28 protein-coding genes are annotated in these 24,055 nt (G+C 45.8%); 6 read left to right on the forward strand and 22 right to left on the reverse strand.

Annotated features, from left to right (window positions below):
• Positions 1-89: 89 nt before the first annotated feature.
• Genes lpxB through surE form a run of 3 tightly spaced genes read right to left on the reverse strand, consistent with a single transcriptional unit; the run spans position 90 to position 2,245 of the window.
• A complete protein-coding gene (gene lpxB, locus AAFN85_RS02670; protein ID WP_347525409.1) occupies positions 90-1,202 on the reverse strand; it encodes a lipid-A-disaccharide synthase in 1,113 nt (370 codons plus the stop codon).
• Positions 1,202-1,468: a hypothetical protein gene (locus AAFN85_RS02675; RefSeq protein ID WP_347525410.1), complete on the reverse strand. Its 267-nt coding sequence runs from the start codon at positions 1,466-1,468 to the stop codon at positions 1,202-1,204. Before AAFN85_RS02675 ends, lpxB begins: the two co-directional genes overlap by 1 nt.
• A gap of 3 nt (positions 1,469-1,471) precedes the next feature.
• Complete coding sequence (surE, locus tag AAFN85_RS02680; protein ID WP_347525411.1) at positions 1,472-2,245, reverse strand: 5'/3'-nucleotidase SurE; 774 nt, start codon at positions 2,243-2,245, stop codon at positions 1,472-1,474.
• A 26-nt stretch (positions 2,246-2,271) separates the two neighbouring features.
• On the opposite strand from surE, the gene AAFN85_RS02685 reads away from it, so the two are divergent.
• Positions 2,272-2,823, forward strand: coding sequence for a Uma2 family endonuclease (locus AAFN85_RS02685; protein WP_347525412.1), 552 nt, complete (start codon positions 2,272-2,274; stop codon positions 2,821-2,823).
• A gap of 30 nt (positions 2,824-2,853) precedes the next feature.
• Here AAFN85_RS02685 and AAFN85_RS02690 read toward each other — a convergent pair whose 3' ends face one another.
• Positions 2,854-3,039: a CsbD family protein gene (locus AAFN85_RS02690; protein ID WP_091208858.1), complete on the reverse strand. Its 186-nt coding sequence runs from the start codon at positions 3,037-3,039 to the stop codon at positions 2,854-2,856.
• 131 nt (positions 3,040-3,170) lie between these two features.
• Here AAFN85_RS02690 and AAFN85_RS02695 point away from each other — a divergent pair, with 131 nt between their 5' ends.
• Entirely contained in the window at positions 3,171-3,812 is a 642-nt protein-coding gene (locus tag AAFN85_RS02695; protein ID WP_347525413.1) for a DUF4291 domain-containing protein, read from the forward strand.
• Positions 3,813-3,891: 79 nt separating this feature from the next.
• On the opposite strand, the gene AAFN85_RS02700 is transcribed toward AAFN85_RS02695, so the two are convergent.
• Positions 3,892-4,452, reverse strand: coding sequence for a hypothetical protein (locus AAFN85_RS02700; RefSeq protein ID WP_347525414.1), 561 nt, complete (start codon positions 4,450-4,452; stop codon positions 3,892-3,894).
• A 147-nt stretch (positions 4,453-4,599) separates the two neighbouring features.
• Positions 4,600-6,501 carry an acetate--CoA ligase gene (gene acs / locus AAFN85_RS02705; RefSeq protein ID WP_347525415.1) on the reverse strand — a complete coding sequence of 634 codons (1,902 nt, stop codon included), beginning with the start codon at positions 6,499-6,501 and terminating at the stop codon, positions 4,600-4,602.
• 406 nt (positions 6,502-6,907) lie between these two features.
• Between acs and AAFN85_RS02710 the strand changes: the two genes are divergently transcribed.
• Positions 6,908-7,492, forward strand: a complete 585-nt coding sequence (locus tag AAFN85_RS02710) for a Crp/Fnr family transcriptional regulator (protein WP_347525416.1) — start codon at positions 6,908-6,910, stop codon at positions 7,490-7,492.
• A 70-nt stretch (positions 7,493-7,562) separates the two neighbouring features.
• Positions 7,563-8,261 carry an alpha/beta hydrolase gene (locus tag AAFN85_RS02715; protein WP_347525417.1) on the forward strand — a complete coding sequence of 233 codons (699 nt, stop codon included), beginning with the start codon at positions 7,563-7,565 and terminating at the stop codon, positions 8,259-8,261.
• Positions 8,262-8,275: 14 nt separating this feature from the next.
• On the opposite strand, the gene AAFN85_RS02720 is transcribed toward AAFN85_RS02715, so the two are convergent.
• The 4 genes from AAFN85_RS02720 to AAFN85_RS02735 all read right to left on the reverse strand — a co-directional run bounded on the left by AAFN85_RS02720 (position 8,276) and on the right by AAFN85_RS02735 (position 12,079).
• Positions 8,276-8,737 carry a hypothetical protein gene (locus AAFN85_RS02720; protein ID WP_347525418.1) on the reverse strand — a complete coding sequence of 154 codons (462 nt, stop codon included), beginning with the start codon at positions 8,735-8,737 and terminating at the stop codon, positions 8,276-8,278.
• Between the two features lie 121 nt (positions 8,738-8,858).
• Entirely contained in the window at positions 8,859-10,376 is a 1,518-nt protein-coding gene (locus AAFN85_RS02725; RefSeq protein ID WP_347525419.1) for an FAD-dependent monooxygenase, read from the reverse strand.
• 42 nt (positions 10,377-10,418) lie between these two features.
• Positions 10,419-11,237, reverse strand: coding sequence for a helix-turn-helix domain-containing protein (locus tag AAFN85_RS02730; protein ID WP_347525420.1), 819 nt, complete (start codon positions 11,235-11,237; stop codon positions 10,419-10,421).
• 50 nt (positions 11,238-11,287) lie between these two features.
• Positions 11,288-12,079, reverse strand: a complete 792-nt coding sequence (locus tag AAFN85_RS02735) for a L,D-transpeptidase family protein (RefSeq protein WP_347525421.1) — start codon at positions 12,077-12,079, stop codon at positions 11,288-11,290.
• Positions 12,080-12,399: 320 nt separating this feature from the next.
• Between AAFN85_RS02735 and AAFN85_RS02740 the strand changes: the two genes are divergently transcribed.
• A complete protein-coding gene (locus AAFN85_RS02740; protein ID WP_347525422.1) occupies positions 12,400-13,095 on the forward strand; it encodes a tetratricopeptide repeat protein in 696 nt (231 codons plus the stop codon).
• A 297-nt stretch (positions 13,096-13,392) separates the two neighbouring features.
• A complete protein-coding gene (locus AAFN85_RS02745; RefSeq protein WP_347525423.1) occupies positions 13,393-14,658 on the forward strand; it encodes a site-specific integrase in 1,266 nt (421 codons plus the stop codon).
• A 15-nt stretch (positions 14,659-14,673) separates the two neighbouring features.
• Here AAFN85_RS02745 and AAFN85_RS02750 read toward each other — a convergent pair whose 3' ends face one another.
• The 12 genes from AAFN85_RS02750 to AAFN85_RS02805 form a co-directional block, all read right to left on the reverse strand.
• Positions 14,674-14,982 carry a DNA-binding protein gene (locus AAFN85_RS02750; RefSeq protein WP_347525424.1) on the reverse strand — a complete coding sequence of 103 codons (309 nt, stop codon included), beginning with the start codon at positions 14,980-14,982 and terminating at the stop codon, positions 14,674-14,676.
• Complete coding sequence (locus AAFN85_RS02755) at positions 14,975-15,277, reverse strand: hypothetical protein (protein WP_347525425.1); 303 nt, start codon at positions 15,275-15,277, stop codon at positions 14,975-14,977. The genes AAFN85_RS02750 and AAFN85_RS02755 overlap by 8 nt, the downstream gene beginning before the upstream one ends.
• A gap of 1 nt (position 15,278) precedes the next feature.
• Entirely contained in the window at positions 15,279-16,166 is an 888-nt protein-coding gene (locus AAFN85_RS02760; RefSeq protein WP_347525426.1) for a hypothetical protein, read from the reverse strand.
• Between the two features lie 91 nt (positions 16,167-16,257).
• Positions 16,258-17,385: a conjugative transposon protein TraM gene (gene traM, locus AAFN85_RS02765; protein WP_347525427.1), complete on the reverse strand. Its 1,128-nt coding sequence runs from the start codon at positions 17,383-17,385 to the stop codon at positions 16,258-16,260.
• A 40-nt stretch (positions 17,386-17,425) separates the two neighbouring features.
• Positions 17,426-18,043 carry a conjugative transposon protein TraK gene (gene traK / locus AAFN85_RS02770; protein WP_347525428.1) on the reverse strand — a complete coding sequence of 206 codons (618 nt, stop codon included), beginning with the start codon at positions 18,041-18,043 and terminating at the stop codon, positions 17,426-17,428.
• A gap of 2 nt (positions 18,044-18,045) precedes the next feature.
• Positions 18,046-18,375: a hypothetical protein gene (locus AAFN85_RS02775; RefSeq protein WP_347525429.1), complete on the reverse strand. Its 330-nt coding sequence runs from the start codon at positions 18,373-18,375 to the stop codon at positions 18,046-18,048.
• 6 nt (positions 18,376-18,381) lie between these two features.
• A complete protein-coding gene (locus AAFN85_RS02780) occupies positions 18,382-19,173 on the reverse strand; it encodes a conjugative transposon protein TraJ (RefSeq protein WP_347525430.1) in 792 nt (263 codons plus the stop codon).
• A gap of 2 nt (positions 19,174-19,175) precedes the next feature.
• Positions 19,176-19,823: a TerB family tellurite resistance protein gene (locus AAFN85_RS02785; RefSeq protein WP_347525431.1), complete on the reverse strand. Its 648-nt coding sequence runs from the start codon at positions 19,821-19,823 to the stop codon at positions 19,176-19,178.
• The gene (locus AAFN85_RS02790) at positions 19,820-20,485 is read right to left on the reverse strand and encodes a hypothetical protein (protein ID WP_347525432.1); all 666 of its coding nucleotides are present in this window, start codon (positions 20,483-20,485) and stop codon (positions 19,820-19,822) included. Before AAFN85_RS02790 ends, AAFN85_RS02785 begins: the two co-directional genes overlap by 4 nt.
• Before the next feature lie 21 nt (positions 20,486-20,506).
• Positions 20,507-21,184, reverse strand: a complete 678-nt coding sequence (locus AAFN85_RS02795) for a conjugal transfer protein TraI (protein ID WP_347525433.1) — start codon at positions 21,182-21,184, stop codon at positions 20,507-20,509.
• Positions 21,185-21,192: 8 nt separating this feature from the next.
• Complete coding sequence (locus AAFN85_RS02800; protein ID WP_347525434.1) at positions 21,193-21,579, reverse strand: hypothetical protein; 387 nt, start codon at positions 21,577-21,579, stop codon at positions 21,193-21,195.
• 1 nt (position 21,580) lies between these two features.
• Positions 21,581-24,031: a TraG family conjugative transposon ATPase gene (locus AAFN85_RS02805; RefSeq protein ID WP_347525435.1), complete on the reverse strand. Its 2,451-nt coding sequence runs from the start codon at positions 24,029-24,031 to the stop codon at positions 21,581-21,583.
• Positions 24,032-24,055 lie beyond the last annotated feature (24 nt).

Here is a 24,055-nt window from a genome sequence, read left to right on the forward strand (position 1 = left end):
GTAATGTAGAATCCAGACTTACGAAGTTTTTAAAACTTCGTAAGTCTTACTTGCTTATTATTTTCATTTGTGATAATTATCCGAGGCGATTATGCTTTGGCTGCGTACTTCACAATAAGCCCCGCAGTCTTAGCCGATGCGCCCGGTTGTCCCATCCGCACATCAAGCTCATCATAATTGGCCAGCATGGTTTGACGATAGACGGCATCATTGATCAAAAGACAAAGCTCATTGCCAATTTTTTCGGCAGTGCATTCTTCCTGTATCAACTCCTTTACCACAAGCTTATCCATAATAAGGTTTACCAGCGAGATGAATTTAAGCTTCACCAGCATCCGGGCTATGGCAATGGTCACTTTGCCACCTTTATAAACAACTACCTGCGGCACGTTAAACAAAGCGGTTTCGAGCGTGGCAGTTCCCGAGGCTACAATGGCCGCCCGAGCATGCGATAAAATATCATAAGTAGAATTAAACACTATAGGGATGGCATTGCCATCTAAATGTTGATCGTAGTAATCAGCCTGAAAAGAAGGCGCGCCTGCCACCACAAATTGGTATTCAGAAAATTGCGACGCGGCTTTAACCATATCAGGGAGTAAACGACTAATTTCCTGTTTGCGGCTACCGGGCAGCAAAGCGATGATGTTTTTGCCGGCAAGGTTATTTTTTTGAAGAAAATCCGGATCGGCCTGAAATGCCGAAACAGCATCAAGCAGGGGATTGCCAACATAGTCAACATCCATACCCCATGTTTTATAAAAATCAACCTCGAAAGGCAGGATACAAAACAGATGATCAACAATCCGTTTGATCTTCAATACCCGCTTTTGGTTCCAGGCCCAGACTTTGGGCGAAATATAGTAGCAAACTAAAATGCCCTGCGCCTTGGCATATTCAGCTATTTTGAGGTTGAAGCCTGGAAAATCTATCAATACCAAGACATCCGGCTGGTATGCCGAAATATCCTGCTTGCACGATTTTAGGTTTTTAAGGATAGTTTGCAAATTGGCTATAACCTCTACAAAACCCATAAAGGCCATGTCGGCATAATGCTTTACCAGGGTGCCGCCTTCGGCCTGCATCAAGTCGCCGCCAAAAAAGCGGAAATCGGCCTGTGGGTCGAGACTTTTAAGGGCTTTCATTAAGTTGGCCCCGTGCAAATCGCCCGAAGCTTCGCCGGCTACCAGGTAATATTTCATTATAGTGCTTGTAGTTTAAAAATGAAAATAGCCAGTAAGAACAAAAGCGAGATCATGGCAATGCCATTACCCGTTTTATCAGCTCCTTTAACATAAAAGTAGCGGAGGATAAACAGGTTAATTGCAAAGGCCGTAAAATAGGGTATGCCCGGCTTGTTCATAAAGGCAACCTGGTTTTTAAGCAGGAACCAAAAAACAAACAGGCTTATGCCCGGCAATATGGCACCGATGAGCAAGCCTGCGGAGATATCGTTTTTGTTCAGCATAAATTATACGTTAAACTTCCAGTTGTTTAAGTAAGGGATGGCATGATGGGCCGTCATATCAAACTGAACCGGAACAACTGATGCATAACCATTATCTAAAGCCCAAACATCGGTATCCTCACCACCATCATTTAACTGGAATACGCCGGTAAGCCAGTAATAAGGGCGTTTATGCGGATCAACTCGCTCATCAAACTCCTCGGCCCATTTTGCCGAAGCCTGGCGACAGATCTTTATGCCTTTGATATCTTTCCCTGCCGGAAAGTTTACGTTTAATAAAGTAGCATGCGGTAAACCATTGGCCAAAACCTGCAAGGCAACTTCTTTTACATATTTAATACAAGGCTCAAAGTCAGCTTGTAAAGTATAATCATCTAACGAAAAACCAATTGAAGGAATACTCTCAATAGCCCCTTCAACTGCTGCCGACATAGTGCCCGAGTATAATACGTTGATAGAGTTATTTAAACCATGGTTAATACCAGATACGCACAGATCGGGTTTTTGGCCTTTAAAGATCTTGTTAACGGCCAGCTTCACACAATCAACCGGGGTGCCAGAGCAACGGTACATTTCGATGCCCTCGTAAATATCCACCTTATCTAACCGTAAAGGTTTGCCAATGGTAATAGCGTGCCCCATACCCGATTGCGGGCTATCCGGAGCAACCACAACAACGCGACCTATCCCGGTCATGGCATCCATCAGGGCTTTGATACCCGGTGCGGTAATGCCATCGTCATTAACAACAAGTATGGTAGGATTGGCTTTTTTCATTGTGCGAAATTAGTTATATTTAATGTATGCTGATTGCTGATAAGAAAAGATTCACCGTGGATGATTATTTGATGCTTGAGGAAGGTACGCCGTTTCAGTTGATCAATTATGATTTAATTAGGTCGCCTTCACCTATTCCTATTCACCAAGTTATTTCTGTTAAAATCACTCAGGCTATTGCCAATTTTTTGGATCAAAAAGAGGATAATGGCTTTTTGGTAAGTGCTCCTATGGATGTAATGTTTAATGATGTTAATGTTTTACAGCCTGATATCTTATATATCTCAGAAAATCGGGTTGCCGAACTGGTAAAAAATAGATTAGAGGGTGCCCCCGATTTAATCATTGAAATATTATCACCATCTAATGCCTATTATGATTTGAGGCAGAAAAAAGACATCTACGAAAAGTTTGGTGTTAAGGAGTACATTATAATAGACCCTGTACAGGAAAATGCCGATCTCTATTTATTACAGAATGGTGTTTATCATCTTCATCAGAAAGCCCAGAAAAATGAAATTTTAAATTCTGTCATCTTGCAAGGCTTAAGTATCGAACTGACAAAGCTTTTTAAGTAAAAAGCCCCGTCTCCGGAGCTTTTCAAATTCTTATAAACTGTTTATCCACTTCACCAGCTCATCGCGGGTTTTGCCCGTTTTTTGCTGAAGCTTTCCTAATGTTTCATCGTCTTTACCTTCCTGCCAGGTTAGATCATCGTCGGTAAGGTCGCCGTAGGCTTGTTTGATTTTTCCTTTCAGTTCGTTCCAGCCGCCTTTTATTTCTAATTTATCCATGATGTTTTTTATTTAGATGTATATGAGTAACGGTTGGGATTGGGGATGGTTTGCGAAAAGCCTCTAAATCTCCCCTGAAGGGAGACTTTTGGAGCCCTTGTTATTTTGAAGAAAATTCGTTATATTATAGTATGAATATAATAACAGAATTTTATACGCAGGGCCTGGAGCAGTGGCCCAAAACAGGGCAACACATCCTGGCTCATCAAACAAGTGAGCAAATAGTGGTTTACCAGGCCTACAAAAAAAGTATTGCCAATTTCGCGGTAGCTAATCAGTTTTTAGGCGGCCCGGAGTATAGTTACAACCGCATGTCGTGGATAAAGCCTAATTTTTTGTGGATGATGTACCGCTGTGGCTGGGCTGCAAAGGAGAACCAGGAAAGTGTATTGGCTTTGTGGATTGATAAGGCTGATTTTGAATCGATACTGAACGAGGCGGTGATTTCATCGTTTAATCCTCAGTATCACGAACGTCATGATCAATGGCGTGCCGATTTGGAACAGAAGGCGGTCCGCATGCAATGGGATCCGGATCATGACGCGTACGGTAACAAACAAGAATGCCGCGCCATACAGTTAGGCTTAAAAGATGATGTGCTTAAAAACTTTGGAAAAAAGCAGATCAGGAAAATAGAGGATGTTACCGAGTTTGTTAAAGAGCAAAAGCAACTGCTTGATGCCGGTAAATTAAACGAACTGCAGGTTCCGGTTGAACGGGTTTACCGAATCGGTAATGAAGGCCTCAATAAACGTATCGGCCTGGATTTTTAATATCTTTTTTTTCTTTGTTTTGGTCGAAGTTACGCTATCGCTAAACCTCGACCAGTCTTGTTTGATGGAAATTTAGTTACTATTCCTTAAACGCTTTCAACACCTTCCGTTCACGCCCTTCCCCCGGCCAAAGGGTTATCTTATAATGATCTGTCCCTTCATCATCTTCGGGGTTTACATTTTTAATGGCATATGAGTATATGCGCACGCGGTATCTACCCGGTGTAACAATAGCTTTCAGTATGATTTTTGTATCCGGAAAATTCAGGATCTCCATAATACCCGAACTCAGCTTTACGCTTCCCTCAACCACATGGTCATATCTGCCAAATTCTTTTTCAGTATCGGCAGTATGCAAAACATTCAACTCAGCTTTTACGTGGCCGAAGCTGGCTATTTTTATGCCGATAATATCTTCGGTGGTGCCTAAGCGGGCTATTTGAGCATCGTTATTCCAAAAGGTAGTATCGCCCGTAGTGCCTGTGAAGACAGAATCGCAAAGATAAAACTGGTGTTGAGTAGTGAAAAAATCGAGGTTGTGTTTGGTTTGAGCGAAGGAGAAGCAGGAGATCAAGAGTAAAGAGGCAAGAAGCAATGTTATCTTCTTGATCTTATCCTTATTGCTCCCTGTGTCACTCATTTTCTATGGAGATATTTAAAAAACGTCATTGCGAGGTACGAAGCAATCCCAAACAATACAGGGTTAACCTGCAAATCGGAGATTGTTTCGTACCTCGCAACGACGCGTTGGTTATACTTATTGTTAAAATTAACTAAAGTATTTTAATTACAAAGCTCCTGCCTTGATCTCATCAACAACTCCGGGATCAAGCAGCGTACTGGTATCGCCCAGGTTGGAGGTATCGCCCTCAGCTATCTTACGCAAAATACGGCGCATAATTTTACCCGAACGTGTTTTTGGCAAGCCAGTTACAAACTGGATCTTATCCGGTTTAGCAATTGGACCAATAATGCGCGATACGGTCATGATGATATCTTTACGTGTAATATCCTCATCGCCATGTTTATCCGGACTAACCACATAGGCGTAAACACCCTGGCCTTTGATATCGTGCGGATAACCCACCACTGCCGATTCAACTACGCTGCTGTGCATATTGATGGCGTTCTCTACCTCGGCAGTGCCAATGCGGTGGCCTGATACGTTCAATACATCATCTACCCTGCCGGTGATGCGGTAGTAACCGTCCTCATCGCGTAAGCAACCATCGCCGGTAAAATACATGTTTTCGTAAGTGGCGAAGTAGGTGGTGCGACAGCGCTCATGATCGCCATAAGTGGTGCGCAGCATACCTGGCCATGGGAATTTGATACAAAGGTTACCGCTCACGCCGTTGCCTTCAATCACTTTGCCGTTTTCATCAACCAACACAGGCTGAACACCTGGCAATGGCAGTGTAGCGTACCCTGGTTTAGTTGGAGTGATACCCGCGATAGGCGAGATCATGATACCGCCATTTTCGGTTTGCCACCAGGTATCAACAATAGGGCAGCGGTTTTTACCAATGTTATCATCAAACCAGTGCCATGCTTCTTCGTTAATAGGTTCGCCTACCGAGCCTAATTTTTTAAGTGAACTGAGGTCTTTGTTTTTTACCTGGTCCAGCCCGAAGCTCATTAACGAGCGGATGGCAGTTGGCGCAGTATATAATATGTTTACTTTAAATTTATCAACAATCTCCCAGAAACGGCCGCAATCCGGGTAAGTAGGGATGCCTTCAAACATCAAAGTAGTAGCACCCTGAGATAGCGGACCGTACACAATGTACGAGTGACCCGTGATCCAGCCGATATCGGCAGTACAAAAATAAACCTCGCCCTGGTTGTACTGGAACACATTGGCAAAAGTATAGCCCGCGTAAACCATATAACCGCCGCAGGTATGTACCACGCCTTTCGGTTTACCGGTTGAGCCTGAAGTGTACAGGATAAACAGCATATCTTCTGCATCCATTACCTCAGCAGGGCAATCGGGGTTTCCTTGTGTTTCTACTTTTTTAATTTCATCTTCCCACCAAACATCACGGCCTTTTATCATCGAAACCGGGGTACGGCTGCGGGTAAGCACAATCACTTTTTTAACCGAACGGCATTGTACCAAAGCATCGTCAATAACGGTTTTAAGCGGCACTTCTTTGTTGCCGCGTTTACCGCCATCGCAGGTGATCACGATGTTACACTCGGCATCGTTGATCCTATCGGCAATGGATTGTGCCGAAAAACCGCCAAACACTACCGAGTGGATAGCACCGATCCTCGCGCAGGCTAAAACAGCTATTGCCAGCTCGGGGATCATCGGCATATAAATACATATGCGGTCGCCTTTTTTTGCGCCGTTGTTTTTGAGTACGTTGGCAAACTGGCATACCTTATCGTGTAGTTGGCGATAGGTTAGTATGCGGTGGTCTTCTTCGGGATCGTTGGGTTCCCAAATGATGGCCGGTTTATCGCCAAGGGTTTCGAGGTGACGGTCGAGGCAGTTTTCGGTAATGTTAAGCTGCGCACCCTGGAACCATTTTATTTTTGGTTCTTTAAAATTCCAGTCGAGTACGGTATCCCACTTCTTTTTCCATAAAAAATTATCGGCAATGCCGGCCCAGAATTGTTCTGGCTGCTCAACGCTTTGCTGGTAAACTTTTTTGTACTCTTCAAACGATGTAATTTTCATTGGTTGGTTGGTGTTTGGTTGGTAGATGAAGCAGCTGCCGGCTTAAATTGTTTATTAAGTGTTGGCCGGTAGCGGTTTCATGCTGGTTTAAATGGCGGCCGTAATTTAATAAATTATGTGTGATGTGTAAACTAAAATCGCAACTTTTTAAATTTTTTTAAAAAGTAATTTATGTTGATAGTAAAGCACTCTTGTAGTTATTTGTTGAACTCATTTAACAATTTAAAATCGCTGCGATATCAGCGTTAAACTAACTATTAACAGATAAACAATACTTTCGGATTTATTTCAATTGATGTTTTAAAGTAAAATTTATAGTATGAGGATGTAAATATTTGCCCGCATGTTATCTTAGTTGATTGGATTAACTACCGCAACAAATTTAAATCAAAACCGGGGCTTACAAATGAAGCAGGAATTACAATTATACCAACGGCTACAAAAAAAATATCCAAGGGTAACCGAAGAAGAGTGGCGGTTATTGGATGTAATGGCCAGCGTAAAACATATTAAAAAGGGCGATGCTTTTTTAAAGTATGGAAAGGTGGCAAGGTTTTCGGCATTTGTAATATCCGGTTCGTTCAAGTACACTATTTTGGATGAGGATAGCCAGGAGAAGATCATCAAATTTGCTTTTGCTGATGATTTTTTGGCCAATTGCGAAAGTTATAATAAAAAAGCGCCCTCGGCCGTAAGCATTGTGGCGCTGGAAGATGCGGTGATCCTCCGCATCAATATTAAAAAAATGCAGCCGCTTTATAACCTGCACATGAACCTGCTGCATGTAAACCTGCAGCTGTACCAGGAAATTTCGGAACAGCAATCAGAGCATCAATACCTACTATCATTAAAAAGCCCTTTGCAGCGTTACCGTTACCTGATGGAACGCCGACCGGCCATCATTCAAAAAATATCGCTTACCAATATTGCCCGTTACCTGTACATCAGTCGGGAGGCGCTTAGCCGTGCAAGGTTATCCTTGTTAAAATAACGGGGCCGCGTTTTGTGATTGTAGTCACAACCGGAGATTGATCATGGCGATAGCTTTGTTTTATTAAACAATGAAACAAAGCATCATTTTACTTCACGGATTATTTGGCGGCCTAAGCAACTGGAACGGCGTTATCGATCATTTTGAAAACCGGTTTGATATCCATGTACCGCAGCTCCCGCTATATGAAAAATATACAGGCGACACTTTAGAATACCTGATAGAGTTTCTCGACGGATTGGTTAATTCAGCCAATTTGCAAAATGTGATCCTTATTGGTAATTCGCTTGGCGGGCACCTGGCTATCCGTTACACGCATTTATATCCGCATAAGGTTTCAAAACTGGTGCTAACCGGCAGTTCGGGCCTTTATGAGAACACGCAGTTTGGCAGCTTCCTGAAACGCGGCAACCGTAAGTATATCCATGAGCGGGTGGCCTATACATTTTACGCCCCGGCTATTGCTACCGATGAACTGGTTGACGAAGTGATGCGGGTTACTACCGATAATAACAAGTGCCTATGCTCTATCAAAGCGGCAAAATCGGCACAGCGGGATAATGTTGCGGCCCGGCTTCCTGAAATATCAACACCTGTTTTTTTAATATGGGGGAACGATGATCATATCACTCCCCCGGATGTTGCTGTTGAATTTAAAACTCTGCTGCCAAACGCACAACTCATTATGCTAAGTGAATGTGGCCATGCGCCGATGATGGAAAAGCCGGATGAGTTTAATTCGGTATTGGAGCCATTTATTACGGAGTAAATTAAAACTCCGTGCTATGTATTGGCTATGCGTGGCGGCACCGCTTTAAGATCTTCCAGTTTTGACCCTCGTCCGAGCATCTGGTTCGCTGCCTTAAAATCTCCGCTATGAAATAATATTTTTCTTATGTCCCGATCAATATACACACCCCAGTTGTTATTTATAACAATGAGCATTTCATTAAATATAGCCGAATCTGAAAATTTAACGTATTCATCGTTCCCTACGTTATTTGTAACAATGTAATGATCAGGATATTGAATTTCGGGAAGAAACAACCGGCAAAACACATGCGGGATAAACAGATAGAGCATTAAAGCATCCTGCTTAACATCGGTAAGTTCTGTAATTTCATCTGCTATTTTGCCGGGATCATTATAGTTTTTGAAATAGATATCTACAGCGGCCTCGATTGTGCTTTTATAAAGAGGTTGGGTGTCAACTTTTTTTTCAAACAGTTTGCGTATAAAATTCATGCTCGTTTTGATCAGTTTATCGGCAAATTAAAAAATAACCTGCAAAAAGCTCCCACCAATTTGCCATGAATAGCAGGTATCAGCACTGGCCCGCTAACCTGCTATTTTGTAATTGTCTAAATTAAAACCAACGAACAATGGCCCGAAGAAGTCCGTTGGTATCCCGGTTATCCTGACTGGTCCAGGCAATAATACCATCCGGGCGAACTAACACCGAACTTAAACCCAATTGATTTTTAGCGCATCCTGCCAGGTATCTGATGTGATCACCACTTTCCGCCACAAGAGCTTTGAGCGAGTCGTCGCTGCCAAAATCTATCAGTAATCCTTTACCATCACCCATCAGTTCGCCGATCGTTTTACCATCTTCCAGTTCAAAGTTCGGTACGCTATAACCTAACCACGGTTGATTACTGCCAAGATCATAATGTGTATGGATGCCCCAAACGCGCCCGGCAAAATAGGTTGCACCATCATGGGTATTCATCACATCGCTAATGATGGAATAGAGCGCCCGGCTCCAGGCATCCGGCTTCATGATAGCCACCTGCGCCCGCGACCAATCCAATACTTTCATCCCCACCGGAAAACGTTCGGCATAATAAGTATCCAGCAAGCCTTCGGGAGCGCTACGATGAATAGTGGCGGCCAGTTTCCAGCCAAGGTTCATGGCATCGCCCAGGCCGAGGTTTAATCCCTGGCCTCCAAGCGGTGCGTGGATATGCGCGGCATCACCGGCTAAAAAAACTCGACCGTTACGGTAATCGGTAGCTTGTCGGGCGCGGTCTGTCCAGGTGGTAGCGATATGCAGGGCGGTGAGTGTAACATCAGTACCCGATACCCGGCGTAGCACTTCCTGAACATGTTGTAGTGTAATGGGCTGCTCTGAGGCATGAAACGCGCCGCCATCAAAATCCTGTATCACCACAAAGCCCGGCTGCGATTGCAGGTACATACCCCTTTCAGTAACATTACGACCTGGTTTAAGCTTTTCAGGATCGGCAATATCTACCCTGGTGGAATAGCCGGTAAATTCCGGTTCGGTACCGGCAAATTCAAAATTGCCTAATTTACGAACAACGCTCCTTGCACCATCGCAACCTACCAACCATTTACTTTGAAACACACTATCACCAGACTGAACCGTTACGCCGGCATCAGCTTGTTGAAAATCAGTAATGGCATATCCGCGTTTAATATCTACCCCGAGAGATTCAGCACGGCGCGCTAATACCGTTTCCATTTCTTCCATGGTGGTCATGAGACTAACATCCGGCGAACTTTCTAAGCGGTGCTCCCATTTGGTCATATCTACATTACCTTCGGTGAACGGGATCCCGGCAAAATGCCCTATCTGGCGTTGCGCACCCTGCTTAGCATGCTGGTGCGGGTTTTTAAGTGTTTTATGAATTTCAAGCTCGTCAAGCAATCCTCGGCGGTAAAGCGCTTCGATAGATGGAGCCGAGAGGCCGCGTACGCCAAAAGGGAGCTGCTTTAGTTGAGTATTGGAACTTTCGGCTTTTTCGAGGATCAGAACCGAGCATTTGGCAAGGGCCAATTCGCAGGCCAGGAACAGCCCAACCGGACCGGCACCTGCTATAATTACATCGTATCTATTTTGATTTTGTGTAGTTGTCATGTTGTAATGATTTGATACACAAAATTGAGGAATGGTGCTTTGTTAGGATTGTACAAACGCGACAAAATCGTCGGGTAAAATTCGCTTCCCCTTCTTCGCCTCACGCGCAAAGGCCGCCGGTGTAGTGCCGCTGAAACGCCTAAACTCCCTGCTTAGATGTGATTGATCTGTATAACCCAACTCGTGTGCTAATCCCGCCAGGTTAACTTCAGGACTATGCCATAGCCGGTTACGAACCTGTTCAAACCGCATCAGTGCCGATACATCTTTTACGGTATGGCCCGATGACTGTTTGAAGTTCCTTTCCAACGTGCGCACCGTTGCATGTGCGGCTTCGGCTACTTCGCTCACCGGTATGGTACCGTTTGCTTTGTGCATGGCAACGCCTGCTTTAAACAACATGGCATTGCTGGTAACTCCGTCGCGTGCGTTTAAAAAATATTGTGTTAGGCTGGCTATGGCTTCATCTATCTTTCCGGCCTCAATACATTTATTTAATGTAGATTGAAGTCCGGCAATGGGATGCTGAAACGTGTGCACCTGGTTTTTGCCCGATGGCAGGCCAAGCAAATCAAAAACCGTCCATGGATAACATCTTACAGCAATTATTTGCAGTTGGTTTTGCGAGTGAAAAATAACGGGCTTACTGAGTAAACCCATCATAAAAGGAGAGGGTAGAGGCAGAAGCTCTTCGCTATCACCGATGCTGTAAAGTTCTCCGAAGTAAAAAATAATCTCGGCATAACCATCAGGTTGCACCTCAAAAGCAGGGTGTTGCTCATCGGCATCCCTTCGGTTATACCAAAAGCATTTTATGGTATCCTGGAGTTGGGTGGGTGGTGCAAATTCCTGGTGGTGCATATGTAAAGATATATACAGAATAACTTTTGTTGCAAGCGATTAAAAGAATGCTATTTCCTGATATCAATTGAAGTACCCGCCATAACGTAACTAAATAAGGTATCCATATCGTTGTTTTTAAGAGCGATGCAGCCATTGGTCCAGTCTTTCGAGTTAACCCGTTGGGGTGATGTGCCATGTACCATAACGCCAATTCCTGGTTTAACTTTTCTTTTTAATGCATCCGCACGATCTGCCGAATCCGGATATGAGATCCAGAAACTTTTGTAAAACTTATCTGTGCGATTTGCTTTATTATCCAGGTAATAAACACCTTCTGGCGTGCGCAAATCACCGTCGCAGATCTTATCACCCACCGGGTTCCCACCCAGGTTTATTTTGAATGTTGTAATGTTTTTCCCTTTTCGCTTAAGATACATGGTCCGCCTATGTTTAAAAACGATCACGCTATCTGCACTTGCAGATATGGCAGCTAAACTTTCAAAAATCTCAGTAATGGTTTTTGGATGTCTTTCTGTGATATTTATTGATCTATCCCAGCGTGCTATGGCATGATCATCTTTATTTAGTGAATCGGTACCTGTTTTGGTAAAGCGTTGCAACCTCAGTATTTCTTTTTCGCGATATATTATTCCCTCGTTATTTAACAGCGTGAGGATGTATTGCCTGAAATGAAGCATGTTGCCTGCACCGTCTTTTAGTATAATGGTGGTATCGATATTGGCGGGAATAATTTTCATTACAGAATCAATATCTTCATACGGCAACTTTTTATGCGCGGAGTGGCATGAGCAATAAAATAGGGCGGTGAGAAAAGTTAAAGAAAGGTAATGCGTTTTCATCAGGTTATAGGTTTAATACGAATTTATAATTAACCTGATGAATATGTACGGGTGAAAGAAATATATTTTTGGCGGGGGAGGTTCCTGAGAGAAATGTATTTAATTGAAAGCTTCGGAGGCTTTGTTGGTGGAGTAACCACTATCATGATGTACATAAATGGCATGTTTGGAAAATATTTAATTGATGACAGATTGGTAGAAATATAATGGAGCATTTTTTTTAGGTAATTTCGACTATTGCATAATTGGTTCTGCTTTTTTTTCGAGCATTAGATTATTGTGTAGGGCTTAAATTGCAACAGGGCGTTTAAAAGAAAATCATGATCAACGGAATTGAAATAAAAAATATCTATGATTGGAATTCACTGTTAGTGAAAGCTACAAACGGAGACAGTAAAGCGCAAAACGAAGTTGCATTTTATTACGAAAACGGTTTAATAGTTGACAATGCAATAATTGTTAAAATTGATAAACAACTTGCATTTAACTGGACCAAAAGGTCATACGAGAGTGGTGACATACAAGGAATTGAAGCATACGCCAATTATCTGTGCGATGGAGAATATAAATATTGCGAAAAGGATGTGGATTTGGCAATGCAGCTTTACGAAAAGGCTATGAATGCAGGTTCAGATAGCGCGGCATACAATTTAGGCCTTGAATACAGAAATAAACAAAATTTTGAAAAGGCGTTTGAACTTTATTCAAAGGCAAACCAATCAGGACGCTTTTACCAGGAACTCACAATTGGCCTATGTTGTTATTACGGCATAGGCATAGAAAAAGACAAAGTTAAGGCGCTGGAAATTTTTAACGTAATAAATAAAGACGGTAACACAGAATATGAGATCAATGAAGCAAATTTTATGATCGGCAAGATATATTTAGAAGGTGAAATTGTTGAGCGCTCACTGGAAAAAGCAAGGTACTATTTAGAACTTGCAGATAATGACGGAGATCATCGGTCAGCACAAGAACTTTTAATAGTGATTGGCCGCCAGAAAATGATAAACTAAATCTTCTGTTATCGTTGTGGAAAAAAAGCAGGCTGAAAAACAAAGAAAGCCACTCATGAGAGTGGCTTTCTGCTAATGTAGCGGGGAGCAGGATCGAACTGCCGACCTTAGGGTTATGAATCGCTCCAGAAATGGTTTTTGGAAATGCAAAAACCGCTTATATGGCTCTCAAACGCGGTTTTTGAAATCATGTTAAACCACATAATCCCATATCAATACAGGGTCTGTATGAACATTGTATGACCAAAACCAATAGCTTTACCAACGGTAAAGTAGGGTTTGATTAAGTGTTCAATTATGGCAACCGTAAGGGTTTACATCAGGAAAAGACCAACAAAAAATGGCAAATTCCCCATTTCAATCTGTATTACTGTAAACAGAAAACAGGTGTATATTATGACCGGGCAAAAACTCGATAGTTTGGATCAATGGAATGAAAAAGCGCAACGGGTAAATAAGTCCCATCCTAATTCAACCAGGTTAAATAATTTCATATTAAATGAGATAGCCAAAGCCAATGATAAAGCTTTGGAAATGGAAACAAAAGGCCATGTTACTGCCAAGGATGTCAAAGTTAGTTTAAAGCCGGTTGAGGTAGAAAAATTATACTTTCAGGATGTGGCCAGGATTTACCTGGAAGATCAAAAAGCGTTAGGCAACTACGATACGCTCAAAGCGGATACTACACGGCTTAAGCGATTCTATGAGTTTGTTAATAATCAAGAGATAAGCTTTGAAGAAATTACTGTTGACCTGCTACAACGGTACACTATCTATTTAAAGGTCGCTAAAAAGTTTTCCTACGATAAAGAAAAACCACCAAAACCTTTAAGTGATCGTACAATCACTAATCATATCATTGTGATTAGGACAATCTATAATAGAGCTATCAGCTCAAAGGTAGTCAGTAAGGATTATTATCCATTTGGAGGGAAAGGAAATATATCCATTAAATTAACCGGTGCTGCAAAGATCGGATTGGAGGAATATGAAATTAAACAACTGGAAGAACTTGACCTCACAACACATCCAGTCATTTATAACGATTCCCGCAATATCTGGTTAACAGAGTTCTATTTCGCCGGAATGCGGGTTACCGATTGCTTACTCTTAAAATGGACAGATATTCAGAATGGCAGGTTACATTATAAAATGTCCAAGAATGGCGAGTGGGGCTCTGTAAAAGTGCCCGAAAAAGCACTGCGTATTATCAGGCAGTATCCTTTAAATATCAAAGAAAACCCCCACAAACTGATTTTTCCATATCTGCAAGATCTGCCATCACTCGATGACCGTTTTGAAGTTCGCCGCAGAATTTCATTCGTCAGCAAACGCCTTAATAAAACGATGGATCTTTTAATGGGCATGATCGGGAGCGCAAAAAAAGCGTCACAACATAAAGCCAGGCATAGCTTTGCGCAAAGAGCCGAAGAGAAGGAAATTCATCCAAAGGTATTGCAGAAGATGTACCGTCACGAAAGTATATTAACAACAATGAATTACCAGTCAAATTTTTCTTACAAAAAGGCGGATAGTGCAATTGACGCCATACTGGATTTTTAACAAGCAAAGGAAGGGTTAAACCTTCCTTTGCTCTGCTTTCGGTAATTCAAATGATTCATAAACAAAATCATTCAGGTATTCGTTGATCGAATTGATATCATATAATATCAGTTTCTTTTTCGGTTGGGTAAACCGTATCTGGCCCTCATCCCTTAGCTTTTGCAGCGTCGTTTTACTTTTGATCTTCAGTTTTGCCATCGCCTCAGAGGCTGAAATCCAGGTGTCCGGGATCTCAGCGACCGGCTTTTTAAAATGAGCGATGACCTCTTCCAGTAATTTGTAAAAGGCATCGCTTTGCATACAGATAACCTCTATATTATTCATCACTTTTCTCTCCGCATTTTAAGATTATCCGACTGCGCTCATTGCGCTTATAGGATGGTTGATATATGATGTATCCGAAATCATGCAGATCCCGGATACATCGGTGATAGGTCGTATTGGCCAAGATTTTGGCCATCGGCATGACCTCATGCGCGTAAGCACACAAAGGTACCGGAAAGCCTTTCATTTGCCAACACTCCACCAGGGCAGCGAACAAACCAATATGGGTAATGGAAATCCGCGGGTCGTTTTTCACCGCGCCGAAAAATACCGATAATGGCTTGCAGGCTTCCATACTAAACGTGCACCCCCTGCCTGCGGCGTTGTCCCTGCTCTGGTTTTTGTTCAGCCTCATTTTTTTTAGCACCAGCTGCCTGATTTTGAACCGGGGTATTGGCCTGCGCCTGTTCTGCTGCCCTGGCAATGGCCGCTTTTTGGACTTCCTGTGGCGTCATTTCCGCTTTCTCGGTTTGGCTCATGGCTTGTTTTTCGGCCTTTCGGACAATCAGGCTTTGACCTTTATCGTCATAAAAATCCAGGCGCATCATACGCGGATTCGCCACTACCTGTGCCTGCGTTTCCTGTCCGTCACGTACTAAGGTAATTTCGACAAGGTTTCCTTTCTCCAGCGGGCGCATGATGCGGGAACGTTCATATTTTTCCTGTATATCTTTGATCGGATATTTCTGTAATTCCTTTTCATGGTCCCAGAAAATCACCTTGGGGTTAAAATTGCCATACTTGTCTGCCTCCTTAAAGTTTAGCCCGCGCCAGGCAAAATAAGTTTCGCCGGTCGGTTTCATTTGTGTCACTCCGTTTTCTTCCCTTGGCTCCATTTTTGGCTGCTCGCGGAAAACCGCTCTGCCGTCCATCATATTATAGCGTTCTTGCAGTGTATAATTAAATTTTTGGCCAACAAAGAAGGATTGGGTAAGATCTTCCATGCCCTCTTTTTTCAGCGTGGAATCAAAGCGGTTAAAAAAAGTAAGGTCCTTCGCCGTATCATCGCCCTTTGAAAAATGGAGCACCGATTCTAATACATCTTTACCAAACTGGCGGGTGTGGTTCAAAGTGAACTCTGTTAAATTCTGATCCATCTTGGTATGCAGATCTTTTGCAATGTCCTCACCAAAGCCCAGATTTTTGAGCTGTTCGGACGTAAACTGATAGCTTTCCTGATTCATCGTTTTAATTTTTAAATGGTTAAATAATCCTGATTATGATAAAGCCGAAATCATTAAATAGTGACGACCGGCTGTCTGCCGTCCTGCATCGTTAAGGCGTGTTTTTTAGTTCCAGGTTATCGCGCAGCAAAAGCTCATGCCCGTTCTTCAGCTTTCCTTTTACCCGTTTAACTTTTTTGGAAAAAAGCCCTTTGGCCGTATTGATACCGGCTGTTGCCAGTTGTGCCGACATAGATGGATCCATGGTCATCATATCCATGGTTTGCACACCGTTAACCATGCCGTCTTTCAGTGCATCACCCGTCACCGCTTCAGGTACACAGATCCCCTCCATACCGTCGGTGCGGTCATAAACGGTCAGGTCGACCGGGATGATGTTCAGTCCGACATGGATCAGTTTGATATTGATCTTTACCCGCTGGTTATACAGGTCGCCGCTGCCATAGATCAGTTGCCCTTTCTGGAACAGCTGCCCGTTCACGCGGATGCTGTCCAGCAAACGCATCCGTATGACCGTACCCTGCACGATCTTTTGATTGCCATCAATAACCGCAGGTATGGCCTGGAACTTTGTTGCTACTTTGGGTGAAGCACTATTATTGTTTTTTTCCAACACGCGTTCAGGATGCTGGATATCCAGCAACTTTTCCAGCAAGCCATTCATTTGCTTCAGTTCGGGATCTTCCGCAGGTGGCGGAATCGTGAGCGGTCGTTCGCTATAACCTTTTATTTGCCCATACGCTGAATGATTAAGAGCGTTGTTATCACCTGCTGATATTGCTGGCTTGTTGATGGCGGCTTGTAATTCCGTCAGTCTTTTTTGAAGCATAATTTCCCTGGCTGCCGCGCCGTTGCTTTCCTGCTGCCCGTCGTTCCCAAAAATGCCGGGCTGGTGAGGGGAAAAAACAGAACCCGCAGTAACAAACGCAGAATCCGCCAGCCGGTTGGCGTAAGGATCAAGCTGCTCCGCCTGTTTGCGTTTGGCCGAGTCGGCGGCGGCGCGGTCGTAAAACCCCATTTTGTCCAGGCTACGCTCATCTTTAAGTTTGGCATCCGGCAGATGGGTGTTAAAACCCAGCGACCGTGTTGCCCCAACATCCGCATAGCCCTGTCCGCCACCGAAGGTTTTAAACAATAAGGTGCAGAATGCAAATACAATTAAAGGCAAAACCAGCAAGGCCTTGCGTTTGCGTTTTTGTTGAAGGGTGAGTGTTTCCATAATCTTTTTATTGATGATTGATAATGACTTCGTTTCGAGGTTAGCGGTTGATGACTTTGAGGTCCGTGTTTTCCAGGGTCGCCCAGCGCTGGATCAAAAATCCATGCGGGTTATTATCGCTCCGTCCGATATTCCGTAATTCGCCGGTGGTGACCAGGCTACGGGTGACGGTACTGCTTGTGCGGATAATACTTTGCGTGGCAAAACATTTAAAGGTGTAGGGATAATTGCGCAGGTCAACGTTAACGCTGTCCACATGCAATTGCTGGCTGATATTGCCGGAGATGATATTGGCATAGTAGCCGCTTTCACTCAGGTTATCGTATTCCCGTTTGGCCGTTTCATCTGCCAGGTACAGCGCTTTACTCAGGTTGGCTTTATTGGCCTTGTCATCGGGAGACAGCGTAAAGAAAAGTTCATGGAAGGTTTTGATATGGTCGCGGGCTTCAACGGCGACGTTATCTTTCCGGTCGGCGGCTACCGCATCCAGCACCTTACCGTTGAACAGGATGTACACCCGGCTTTGGATGGTGGCGATCAGCCTGTGACTTTGGTACACCGTAAAGCCAATAGCCAGAAAGGCACAGGCGATAATGGCGATGGTGAAAGCACGGACATGCTGAAAAGCCGTTTCGATATTTCTGAATTTTTTAAACATGGTCATTGGGATTTACCGGAGGAGCCTTTCAGCTTTTCCGTGTTGTAAGTATTGGACTGGGTCTGTTTGCTGTTGCTGCTCTGGGTGTTGACCTGCGAGTTGGAGGTAAACATATTTTGCATCACCGACCCACTGAGATAGGATACCGCCATCGAAGCCAGTGCGGAGGTTTTGTTGAACAGCGCATGACCGCCGACGTTCATGATATAGTTGGCAATGCTGGGTACGGTGAAGTAGCCGAGAATGCCGATGACGAGAAATATCAGATAAGCCGTATTGGTATTGCCGAACTCGTTTCCCTGTAACTGCCCGCTTTGCGCCAGCGTGATCATATTCACCTAGATCTTCGCGATAAAGGCACCGAAGATGTTGGCGACGGGAAGCCACATGAACACATTGACATAGCGCGCCAGCCATTGCTTCAGCGTATGCTGGAACCCATCGAAAATGGATAAGCCAAAGCAGAGAGGCCCAAGGATGGCGAGCACGATCAGCTTAAAGGTGCGGATCGTATCCAGGCAAAGCGCTGCTGCCTGAAACAGGACATTGAGCACTTCTGCGATCCATTTACGGGCCATGTTCTTGATGCTCCAGCCCGAAAAGGCACCGAAAATGGGATTGGCGGTTGAGCCGTCGGGATTGGCATTATCGGGATGGCTATACTGGTACCATTTATCCGGGTCAGCATTTTGCTGTCCGGCAGGCAGGTCGGCGTCTTCATCCGGCCGGGAGGTCAGGTAGGCGATGGCAGCATTGGAACGGGAAACCATATTCTCGGTTGCCGTCACCACGGGTTGCAACACGCCATTCATCAGCGCAAGAACGGCAGGAAATGCCGCGATACAAATGCCCATGCCGAAGGGGCGCAGCAAAGGATAAACATCTACCGGTTCTGCGGCGGCAATGTGCTTCCAGATACGGGCCGCGATATACCATAAGGCGGCAAAGCCAGCAATGGCGCGGGCGACACCGATCATTCCCTGGCACAGGGGCAGCATTTGCTGGTAAAGTTGCGCGAGTACGCCCTGCAGGCTATGCAGGTCATCGGCAACGCCTTCGGCATGCGCAAATTGTGGCAACAGACCTGCAGAAAGCGTCAGGAAGGTAAATATGAATAATCTTTTTTTCATGTTCATGGATTGATGCCGTAAAGGCTGTTAACGGTTTGTTTATCCCTGGCCGCTTTATCCCGCAGGAAAATCATTTGCCCGGCTTGGTCGTTGAACTTGCGCAGGTAACTCAGCTGGTTGCGGCTGTCCAGATAGATCCGGTCAATGGCCGCCAGCCTTTCGGCATCGCTCATCCGCAGCTGACTGTCGCTCATGACCATACTGAGTTTGTCCAAGTTCTTCAGGCTGGCATCGGCAAGCTGGTCGTAAACCGCAGTCACATACCGCAGTTCTTCAGGCGAAAACCTGCCGGAACCGCTAAAGCGCTTCGCGGCATTTTTATATTCACTGAAGAGGCTCGCCTGGTCACTGATGATGTCCGCCACCCTTGGATATTTGCGGACTGCCGGACTAACCAGTAACAGACCGTCCAGAAAGGCCTGGTGCAGGGAAAAATTCCCCTGAGATACATTTTTCACGGCCCCGTAGCCCTGGCGCAGTACATCATAACCTGAGTACATCTGCGAGAGTATGCTTTTCAGACCCGCCAGTTTCTGGTAATCCAGGATCAGTTGCTCGATGCAATCCGTTACCGATTGCGCCCGCGTGGTCAGCGGTGAAATGCCGGCGAGAAGCAGCGCCAGCACCAAAATTTTTAATCGCTTTTTCATGGTTTGGGAATGCCGTAAAGTTTCCGGATCTGTTCATTTTCCGCTTTGGCACGTTGCCGGTTTTGGGAAAGCGCCCGTGTTTTGGCCGTAAAGGAAGCCGCGAATGCCGCTTTATCCTTCATGACTGCATAGAGCTTATCCAATCGGTCCAGGCGTTGCTGGTCGGTCAGCTGCAATTTTCCGGGTGTTAGCAGGTCCTTCAGTTCTGCCATATCCTGCTCCGCGAGTTTGCTCAGGTTGGCGGATACTTTTTCCAGATAGGCCAGTTCATTGCTTTTCAGCAGCCCCTGTTTTTTCTGCCAGATGATCTCCGTGTTCAGGCGCTGCCTCAGTTCCTGATACAGTTTGGTGATCGCTTCGCCTTTTGGGTTTTGCTGCACTGCCGGACTGACCTGCTCCAGCGAACTGAAATAATCGCTATGGAGGCCGAAGGTGCCGCCTTTGAGTTCATGCGCGAGGTCAAGGCCATGATGCATGATGTTGTAGCCGCCCTTCAGCGCGTCGAGGTAAGTATAAATGCCGCCTACCTGTGCCGCCATCAGTTTTTTCTTTTTGCCCTGCTGACCAAAAAGGTCGCCAAAGGAAAAGGATTGCGCCCTGCTTTTACCTGCGATCAGGCAGGCCGGTAACAGGATGGTCAGGATCAATGATTTCATTTTCATATCGTTTTGTTTTTTTGGTGATCAATCGTGGAGACCATAAAGGCGGTGGACTGCTGAACGGTCGCGGTCATCACTGGTGCGGGACAGGCTGAGCAGAACGTTCTGCCGGTTGAACTGGCGCAAGTGGTCCAGGTTGAGCTGGATGGCTTTCGCCGCCTGATCAATCCGCAGCCAGCGGTCCGCATCATCCATTTGCGTACTGCGCGAGGTCACCGCTGTGGTCACGGCCTCCAGGTTCCGCAGGCTTTCCTGCAAAATGCCTTCGTAGATCGTCCCCATGTAGCGCAGTTCGGCAGCAGAAAAATGCGCGTCCCGGTTAAATAAAGCGCTGGCCTGCCGGTATTCCGCCAGCAATTGCTTTTGCCGGTTCACTACGTCTTTGACCATTTGGTAATCGGCCAGCAGTTTTTTGACCTTCGCCAGTTCCTGATAATAATTGGCGTACAGGTTTCGCTCCTTATCCAGCCAGCCGGAGATATCATTCAGGCTGTTCAGGTGAAGGGTTTTTTCGATCTGTTGTTGTGCATTTTGCAGGGCGATGGTCTTATTCTGCAGGCGCTGCACCCCCAGGTCGATGGCCACGATCACCTTCTTGATCAGGCCGGTAAAGGCGCTGACTACCGGTACCTGGGCTTTGGCGTTTACAGGCCGAAAGAAAATGGCCATGCACATCAGAGCGGATAACATGATTTTTTTCATATCGCCTCCTATATTTGATGGTAGGTTTCCAGCGTGACCGGTCCCTCGTCCGGAAAATGTTCGACCAGCACCAGTTTGCGGGTGGGGTCAAAAATGATGTACAGGGTCCGCCCGAGGGCGATCAGGTGCCCGTTGGAATGCCAGCCATAGGTAGCCAGCCACTTTTCGCTCACGCGGAACTGCCCGTTCTCAAAACTTCCGCGCGTGATCTCATACAACTGCCCGCAGGGGCGGATACGGAGGATGGCCGTCGCCGGGTCATCCAGCAGGATATTACCGCTGCAACGGGTATAGGAACAGTCCATCATGGACAGGCTCCCGGCGTGCTGGCAACCATAGGCCAGCAGTGTTTTAAATGCCGTCAGCAGACGGCTGATCAGTGATCGCTTTTCCATATTATTGTTCTTTTGATTGTTGTTCATTCACCAGCGCGGCGATCCCTGCCTCGATGCTGCCATGTTCGCGGGCGTATTCCTGCACTTTTACCCTTTCCTTACCTTCAGTTGTAAAGGCATAATATTCCTCGGGGCAGAGTTCGTTTTTGTACACCTTCATGATCTGCCCGCCGATGTCGACGAAGATCTCCCGGTTGTCTTTGTTGACCGAAAGCAGGATCGTTTTACCCTTATCAGATAAGCCGAGGGTATCCTGCAGTTTGTCGAACTTGCCCTGGAACTTGCGCATATCCATCAGGATCTTGATGTCGGCGTTATTGATGATGGCGTCTTTAATTATCGGCGATGACACCAAATCTTCCAGCTCCTGCGTAATGACGATGGGAATGCCGTTGAATTTCCGGATGGTCTTAAAAGCATAGCGCAGGAACTCGGCCATGCCGGATTTGGCAATGGCCTTCCAGGCTTCGTCAATCGTCAATACCTTGCGGACACCGGCCAGTTTGCGCATCTTGGAGATGAACAGTTCCATAATGATCAGCGTCACCACCGGAAAAAGGATCGGGTGATCCTTGATCTGGTCCAGCTCAAATACGATGAAAGGCTGTTGCAGGAGATCAAGATTTTCCCGCGCATTCAGCAGGTAATCAAATTCACCGCCTTTATAATAGGGACGCAATACGTACAGGAAATTATCCATATCAAAGGCACTGTCTTTGACACGGTGGCTTTGCAGCACCGCGCGGTAGTCGCGCTCAAGGTACTCGTAGAAAGAATCGAAGCCGGGGAATACCGGGGAGTTTTGTGCCAGATATTCATAATAACCCTGTAGTGCGTTAGAGAGGGCCACATACTCCGCGCGGTTAAAAGTCTCGTTCTCGCCTTTCCAGAGGGATACCAGCAGGGCTTTTAAACTTTCCTTTTTTTCGGTGTCCAGCACTTCGCCCTTGCCCAGGTAAAATGGATTGAAGCGGATCGGGTCAGTTTCGGTATAAGTGAAATAATAGCCCTTTACCGTATCACAGAGTCCGAGATAGCTGCCGCCGATATCGACGGTGACGCAATGCGCGCCCTGGTCATACAGCGAGCGAAGGATATGGTTCACCGTCATTGATTTGCCGCCTCCGGATGTACCGCAGACCAGCGTGCCCATATTGGAGGTGATGCCCTCATGTCGCGGCGCATCAAACAGGTCGGCATAGACGGGACGGCCGGAAAGACGGTCGCAAAAACGGATACCGTCACCGGGCCGGGCGCTTTTGTAATTGCTTTCCAGGTTCAGGAAACAGGCTGCCTGTTCGGCGAAAGTATCGAAGGTATCATTAACAGGAAAGTCAGCGGCATTGCCGGGAATGCCCGACCACCAGATCTGTGCGGCACCATCCGTTTCCGGTTTGGCGGCGGCATCCATGGCAGCTAAGGCAGATAAGACCTGGTTGCCTCTGGCGACCAGGGTTTCCCGTTCATCCGACCAGACCATGACATTGAAATGCGCCTTGACCGGTAAGCGCTGCTGGCTGATGGCCTCGTTCAAAAAATCATTGGTGGCATCCATTGCAATGGCATTTTCCCGGGAATAGGCTGACAGGGATTGCAGGCGCAGCCTTTTCTTTTCCAGTTGTTTGAGGGTCGCCTGCGCATCCCCAACAAAAATATACTGGTTGTAGATATGGCTGGTATTCAGCAAGAGACCGAGCCTACCCGTAAAGCTGACGGGAAATTTGGTCTGATCGGTGGAATAGGCCTCATAGGTCAGGCGCGAGCCGCAATGGGCAGGCAGGTTTTCGGTATCGCCCAGCGTATAGATCGCCAATTCCCGGTTGCCGATGCGCAGGGTTTCCCCCATGGTAATATCCTGATAGAGGGACTGTCCTTCCTGTTCAGCGAGAAAGCAATAGCGCTCGATCAGCCCGGTAGTTTTAAGCTGGCTTTGCAGATCGGCTGCCGTTAGTGGTGTCACCCGGATGAGGCGGGTATCTTCCAGAAGGCGTTTGAACTGGGCCGCGGTGTCGCGAAATTCACGGATGCCCTGCGCGCCCAGCATATCTTTTGGCACCAGGCAGGGCCTGATCAGGTTGGAAAACAGGGAGCTTGATGGTTTCCGTCCCTGTGGTTTGCGCGTCAAGTACACGAGGCAGTCATGTGCCAGGTATTCGCGCCCGGTAAAATAGCGGTCGCTGGCTTCACCGAGGAAGGTCGGACGGGCATCGCCCTTGTCCGGTTGAATGGTTTTTTTGAGGAACCAGTCCTGCTTATGCAAAACGCTGTCTTTGGGCAGTACCCGGATGGCTTTGACCCAGGCCTGGTGCAGGTTTTCATAATCGTCGTCCGACAGCGTAAACACTTCCGGCAGGCTGATGCGGAACGCTAGGGTAAATTCTCCCTGCTTGGACAGGATGGCATCCTGCTCAATGCCGAGTATGGGCAGTATATCTTTCAGTTGTTTTTCCATTTCACATTTCTTCTTCACTTGGTA

Origin of the sequence: Mucilaginibacter sp. CAU 1740 (assembly GCF_039839285.1) — a bacterium.
Lineage (GTDB): Bacteria > Bacteroidota > Bacteroidia > Sphingobacteriales > Sphingobacteriaceae > Mucilaginibacter.

Bases quoted from the DNA above. Each gene is read 5' to 3' on its own strand.
- lpxB (WP_347525409.1), bottom strand. From the start codon at position 1,202: ATGAAATATTACCTGGTAGCCGGCGAAGCTTCGGGCGATTTGCACGGG.
- AAFN85_RS02675 (WP_347525410.1), bottom strand. From the start codon at position 1,468: ATGCTGAACAAAAACGATATCTCCGCAGGCTTGCTCATCGGTGCCATA.
- surE (WP_347525411.1), bottom strand. From the start codon at position 2,245: ATGAAAAAAGCCAATCCTACCATACTTGTTGTTAATGACGATGGCATT.
- AAFN85_RS02685 (WP_347525412.1), top strand. From the start codon at position 2,272: ATGCTGATTGCTGATAAGAAAAGATTCACCGTGGATGATTATTTGATG.
- AAFN85_RS02690 (WP_091208858.1), bottom strand. From the start codon at position 3,039: ATGGATAAATTAGAAATAAAAGGCGGCTGGAACGAACTGAAAGGAAAA.
- AAFN85_RS02695 (WP_347525413.1), top strand. From the start codon at position 3,171: ATGAATATAATAACAGAATTTTATACGCAGGGCCTGGAGCAGTGGCCC.
- AAFN85_RS02700 (WP_347525414.1), bottom strand. From the start codon at position 4,452: ATGAGTGACACAGGGAGCAATAAGGATAAGATCAAGAAGATAACATTG.
- acs (WP_347525415.1), bottom strand. From the start codon at position 6,501: ATGAAAATTACATCGTTTGAAGAGTACAAAAAAGTTTACCAGCAAAGC.
- AAFN85_RS02710 (WP_347525416.1), top strand. From the start codon at position 6,908: ATGAAGCAGGAATTACAATTATACCAACGGCTACAAAAAAAATATCCA.
- AAFN85_RS02715 (WP_347525417.1), top strand. From the start codon at position 7,563: ATGAAACAAAGCATCATTTTACTTCACGGATTATTTGGCGGCCTAAGC.
- AAFN85_RS02720 (WP_347525418.1), bottom strand. From the start codon at position 8,737: ATGAATTTTATACGCAAACTGTTTGAAAAAAAAGTTGACACCCAACCT.
- AAFN85_RS02725 (WP_347525419.1), bottom strand. From the start codon at position 10,376: ATGACAACTACACAAAATCAAAATAGATACGATGTAATTATAGCAGGT.
- AAFN85_RS02730 (WP_347525420.1), bottom strand. From the start codon at position 11,237: ATGCACCACCAGGAATTTGCACCACCCACCCAACTCCAGGATACCATA.
- AAFN85_RS02735 (WP_347525421.1), bottom strand. From the start codon at position 12,079: ATGAAAACGCATTACCTTTCTTTAACTTTTCTCACCGCCCTATTTTAT.
- AAFN85_RS02740 (WP_347525422.1), top strand. From the start codon at position 12,400: ATGATCAACGGAATTGAAATAAAAAATATCTATGATTGGAATTCACTG.
- AAFN85_RS02745 (WP_347525423.1), top strand. From the start codon at position 13,393: ATGGCAACCGTAAGGGTTTACATCAGGAAAAGACCAACAAAAAATGGC.
- AAFN85_RS02750 (WP_347525424.1), bottom strand. From the start codon at position 14,982: ATGAATAATATAGAGGTTATCTGTATGCAAAGCGATGCCTTTTACAAA.
- AAFN85_RS02755 (WP_347525425.1), bottom strand. From the start codon at position 15,277: ATGGAAGCCTGCAAGCCATTATCGGTATTTTTCGGCGCGGTGAAAAAC.
- AAFN85_RS02760 (WP_347525426.1), bottom strand. From the start codon at position 16,166: ATGAATCAGGAAAGCTATCAGTTTACGTCCGAACAGCTCAAAAATCTG.
- traM (WP_347525427.1), bottom strand. From the start codon at position 17,385: ATGGAAACACTCACCCTTCAACAAAAACGCAAACGCAAGGCCTTGCTG.
- traK (WP_347525428.1), bottom strand. From the start codon at position 18,043: ATGTTTAAAAAATTCAGAAATATCGAAACGGCTTTTCAGCATGTCCGT.
- AAFN85_RS02775 (WP_347525429.1), bottom strand. From the start codon at position 18,375: ATGATCACGCTGGCGCAAAGCGGGCAGTTACAGGGAAACGAGTTCGGC.
- AAFN85_RS02780 (WP_347525430.1), bottom strand. From the start codon at position 19,173: ATGAAAAAAAGATTATTCATATTTACCTTCCTGACGCTTTCTGCAGGT.
- AAFN85_RS02785 (WP_347525431.1), bottom strand. From the start codon at position 19,823: ATGAAAAAGCGATTAAAAATTTTGGTGCTGGCGCTGCTTCTCGCCGGC.
- AAFN85_RS02790 (WP_347525432.1), bottom strand. From the start codon at position 20,485: ATGAAAATGAAATCATTGATCCTGACCATCCTGTTACCGGCCTGCCTG.
- AAFN85_RS02795 (WP_347525433.1), bottom strand. From the start codon at position 21,184: ATGAAAAAAATCATGTTATCCGCTCTGATGTGCATGGCCATTTTCTTT.
- AAFN85_RS02800 (WP_347525434.1), bottom strand. From the start codon at position 21,579: ATGGAAAAGCGATCACTGATCAGCCGTCTGCTGACGGCATTTAAAACA.
- AAFN85_RS02805 (WP_347525435.1), bottom strand. From the start codon at position 24,031: ATGGAAAAACAACTGAAAGATATACTGCCCATACTCGGCATTGAGCAG.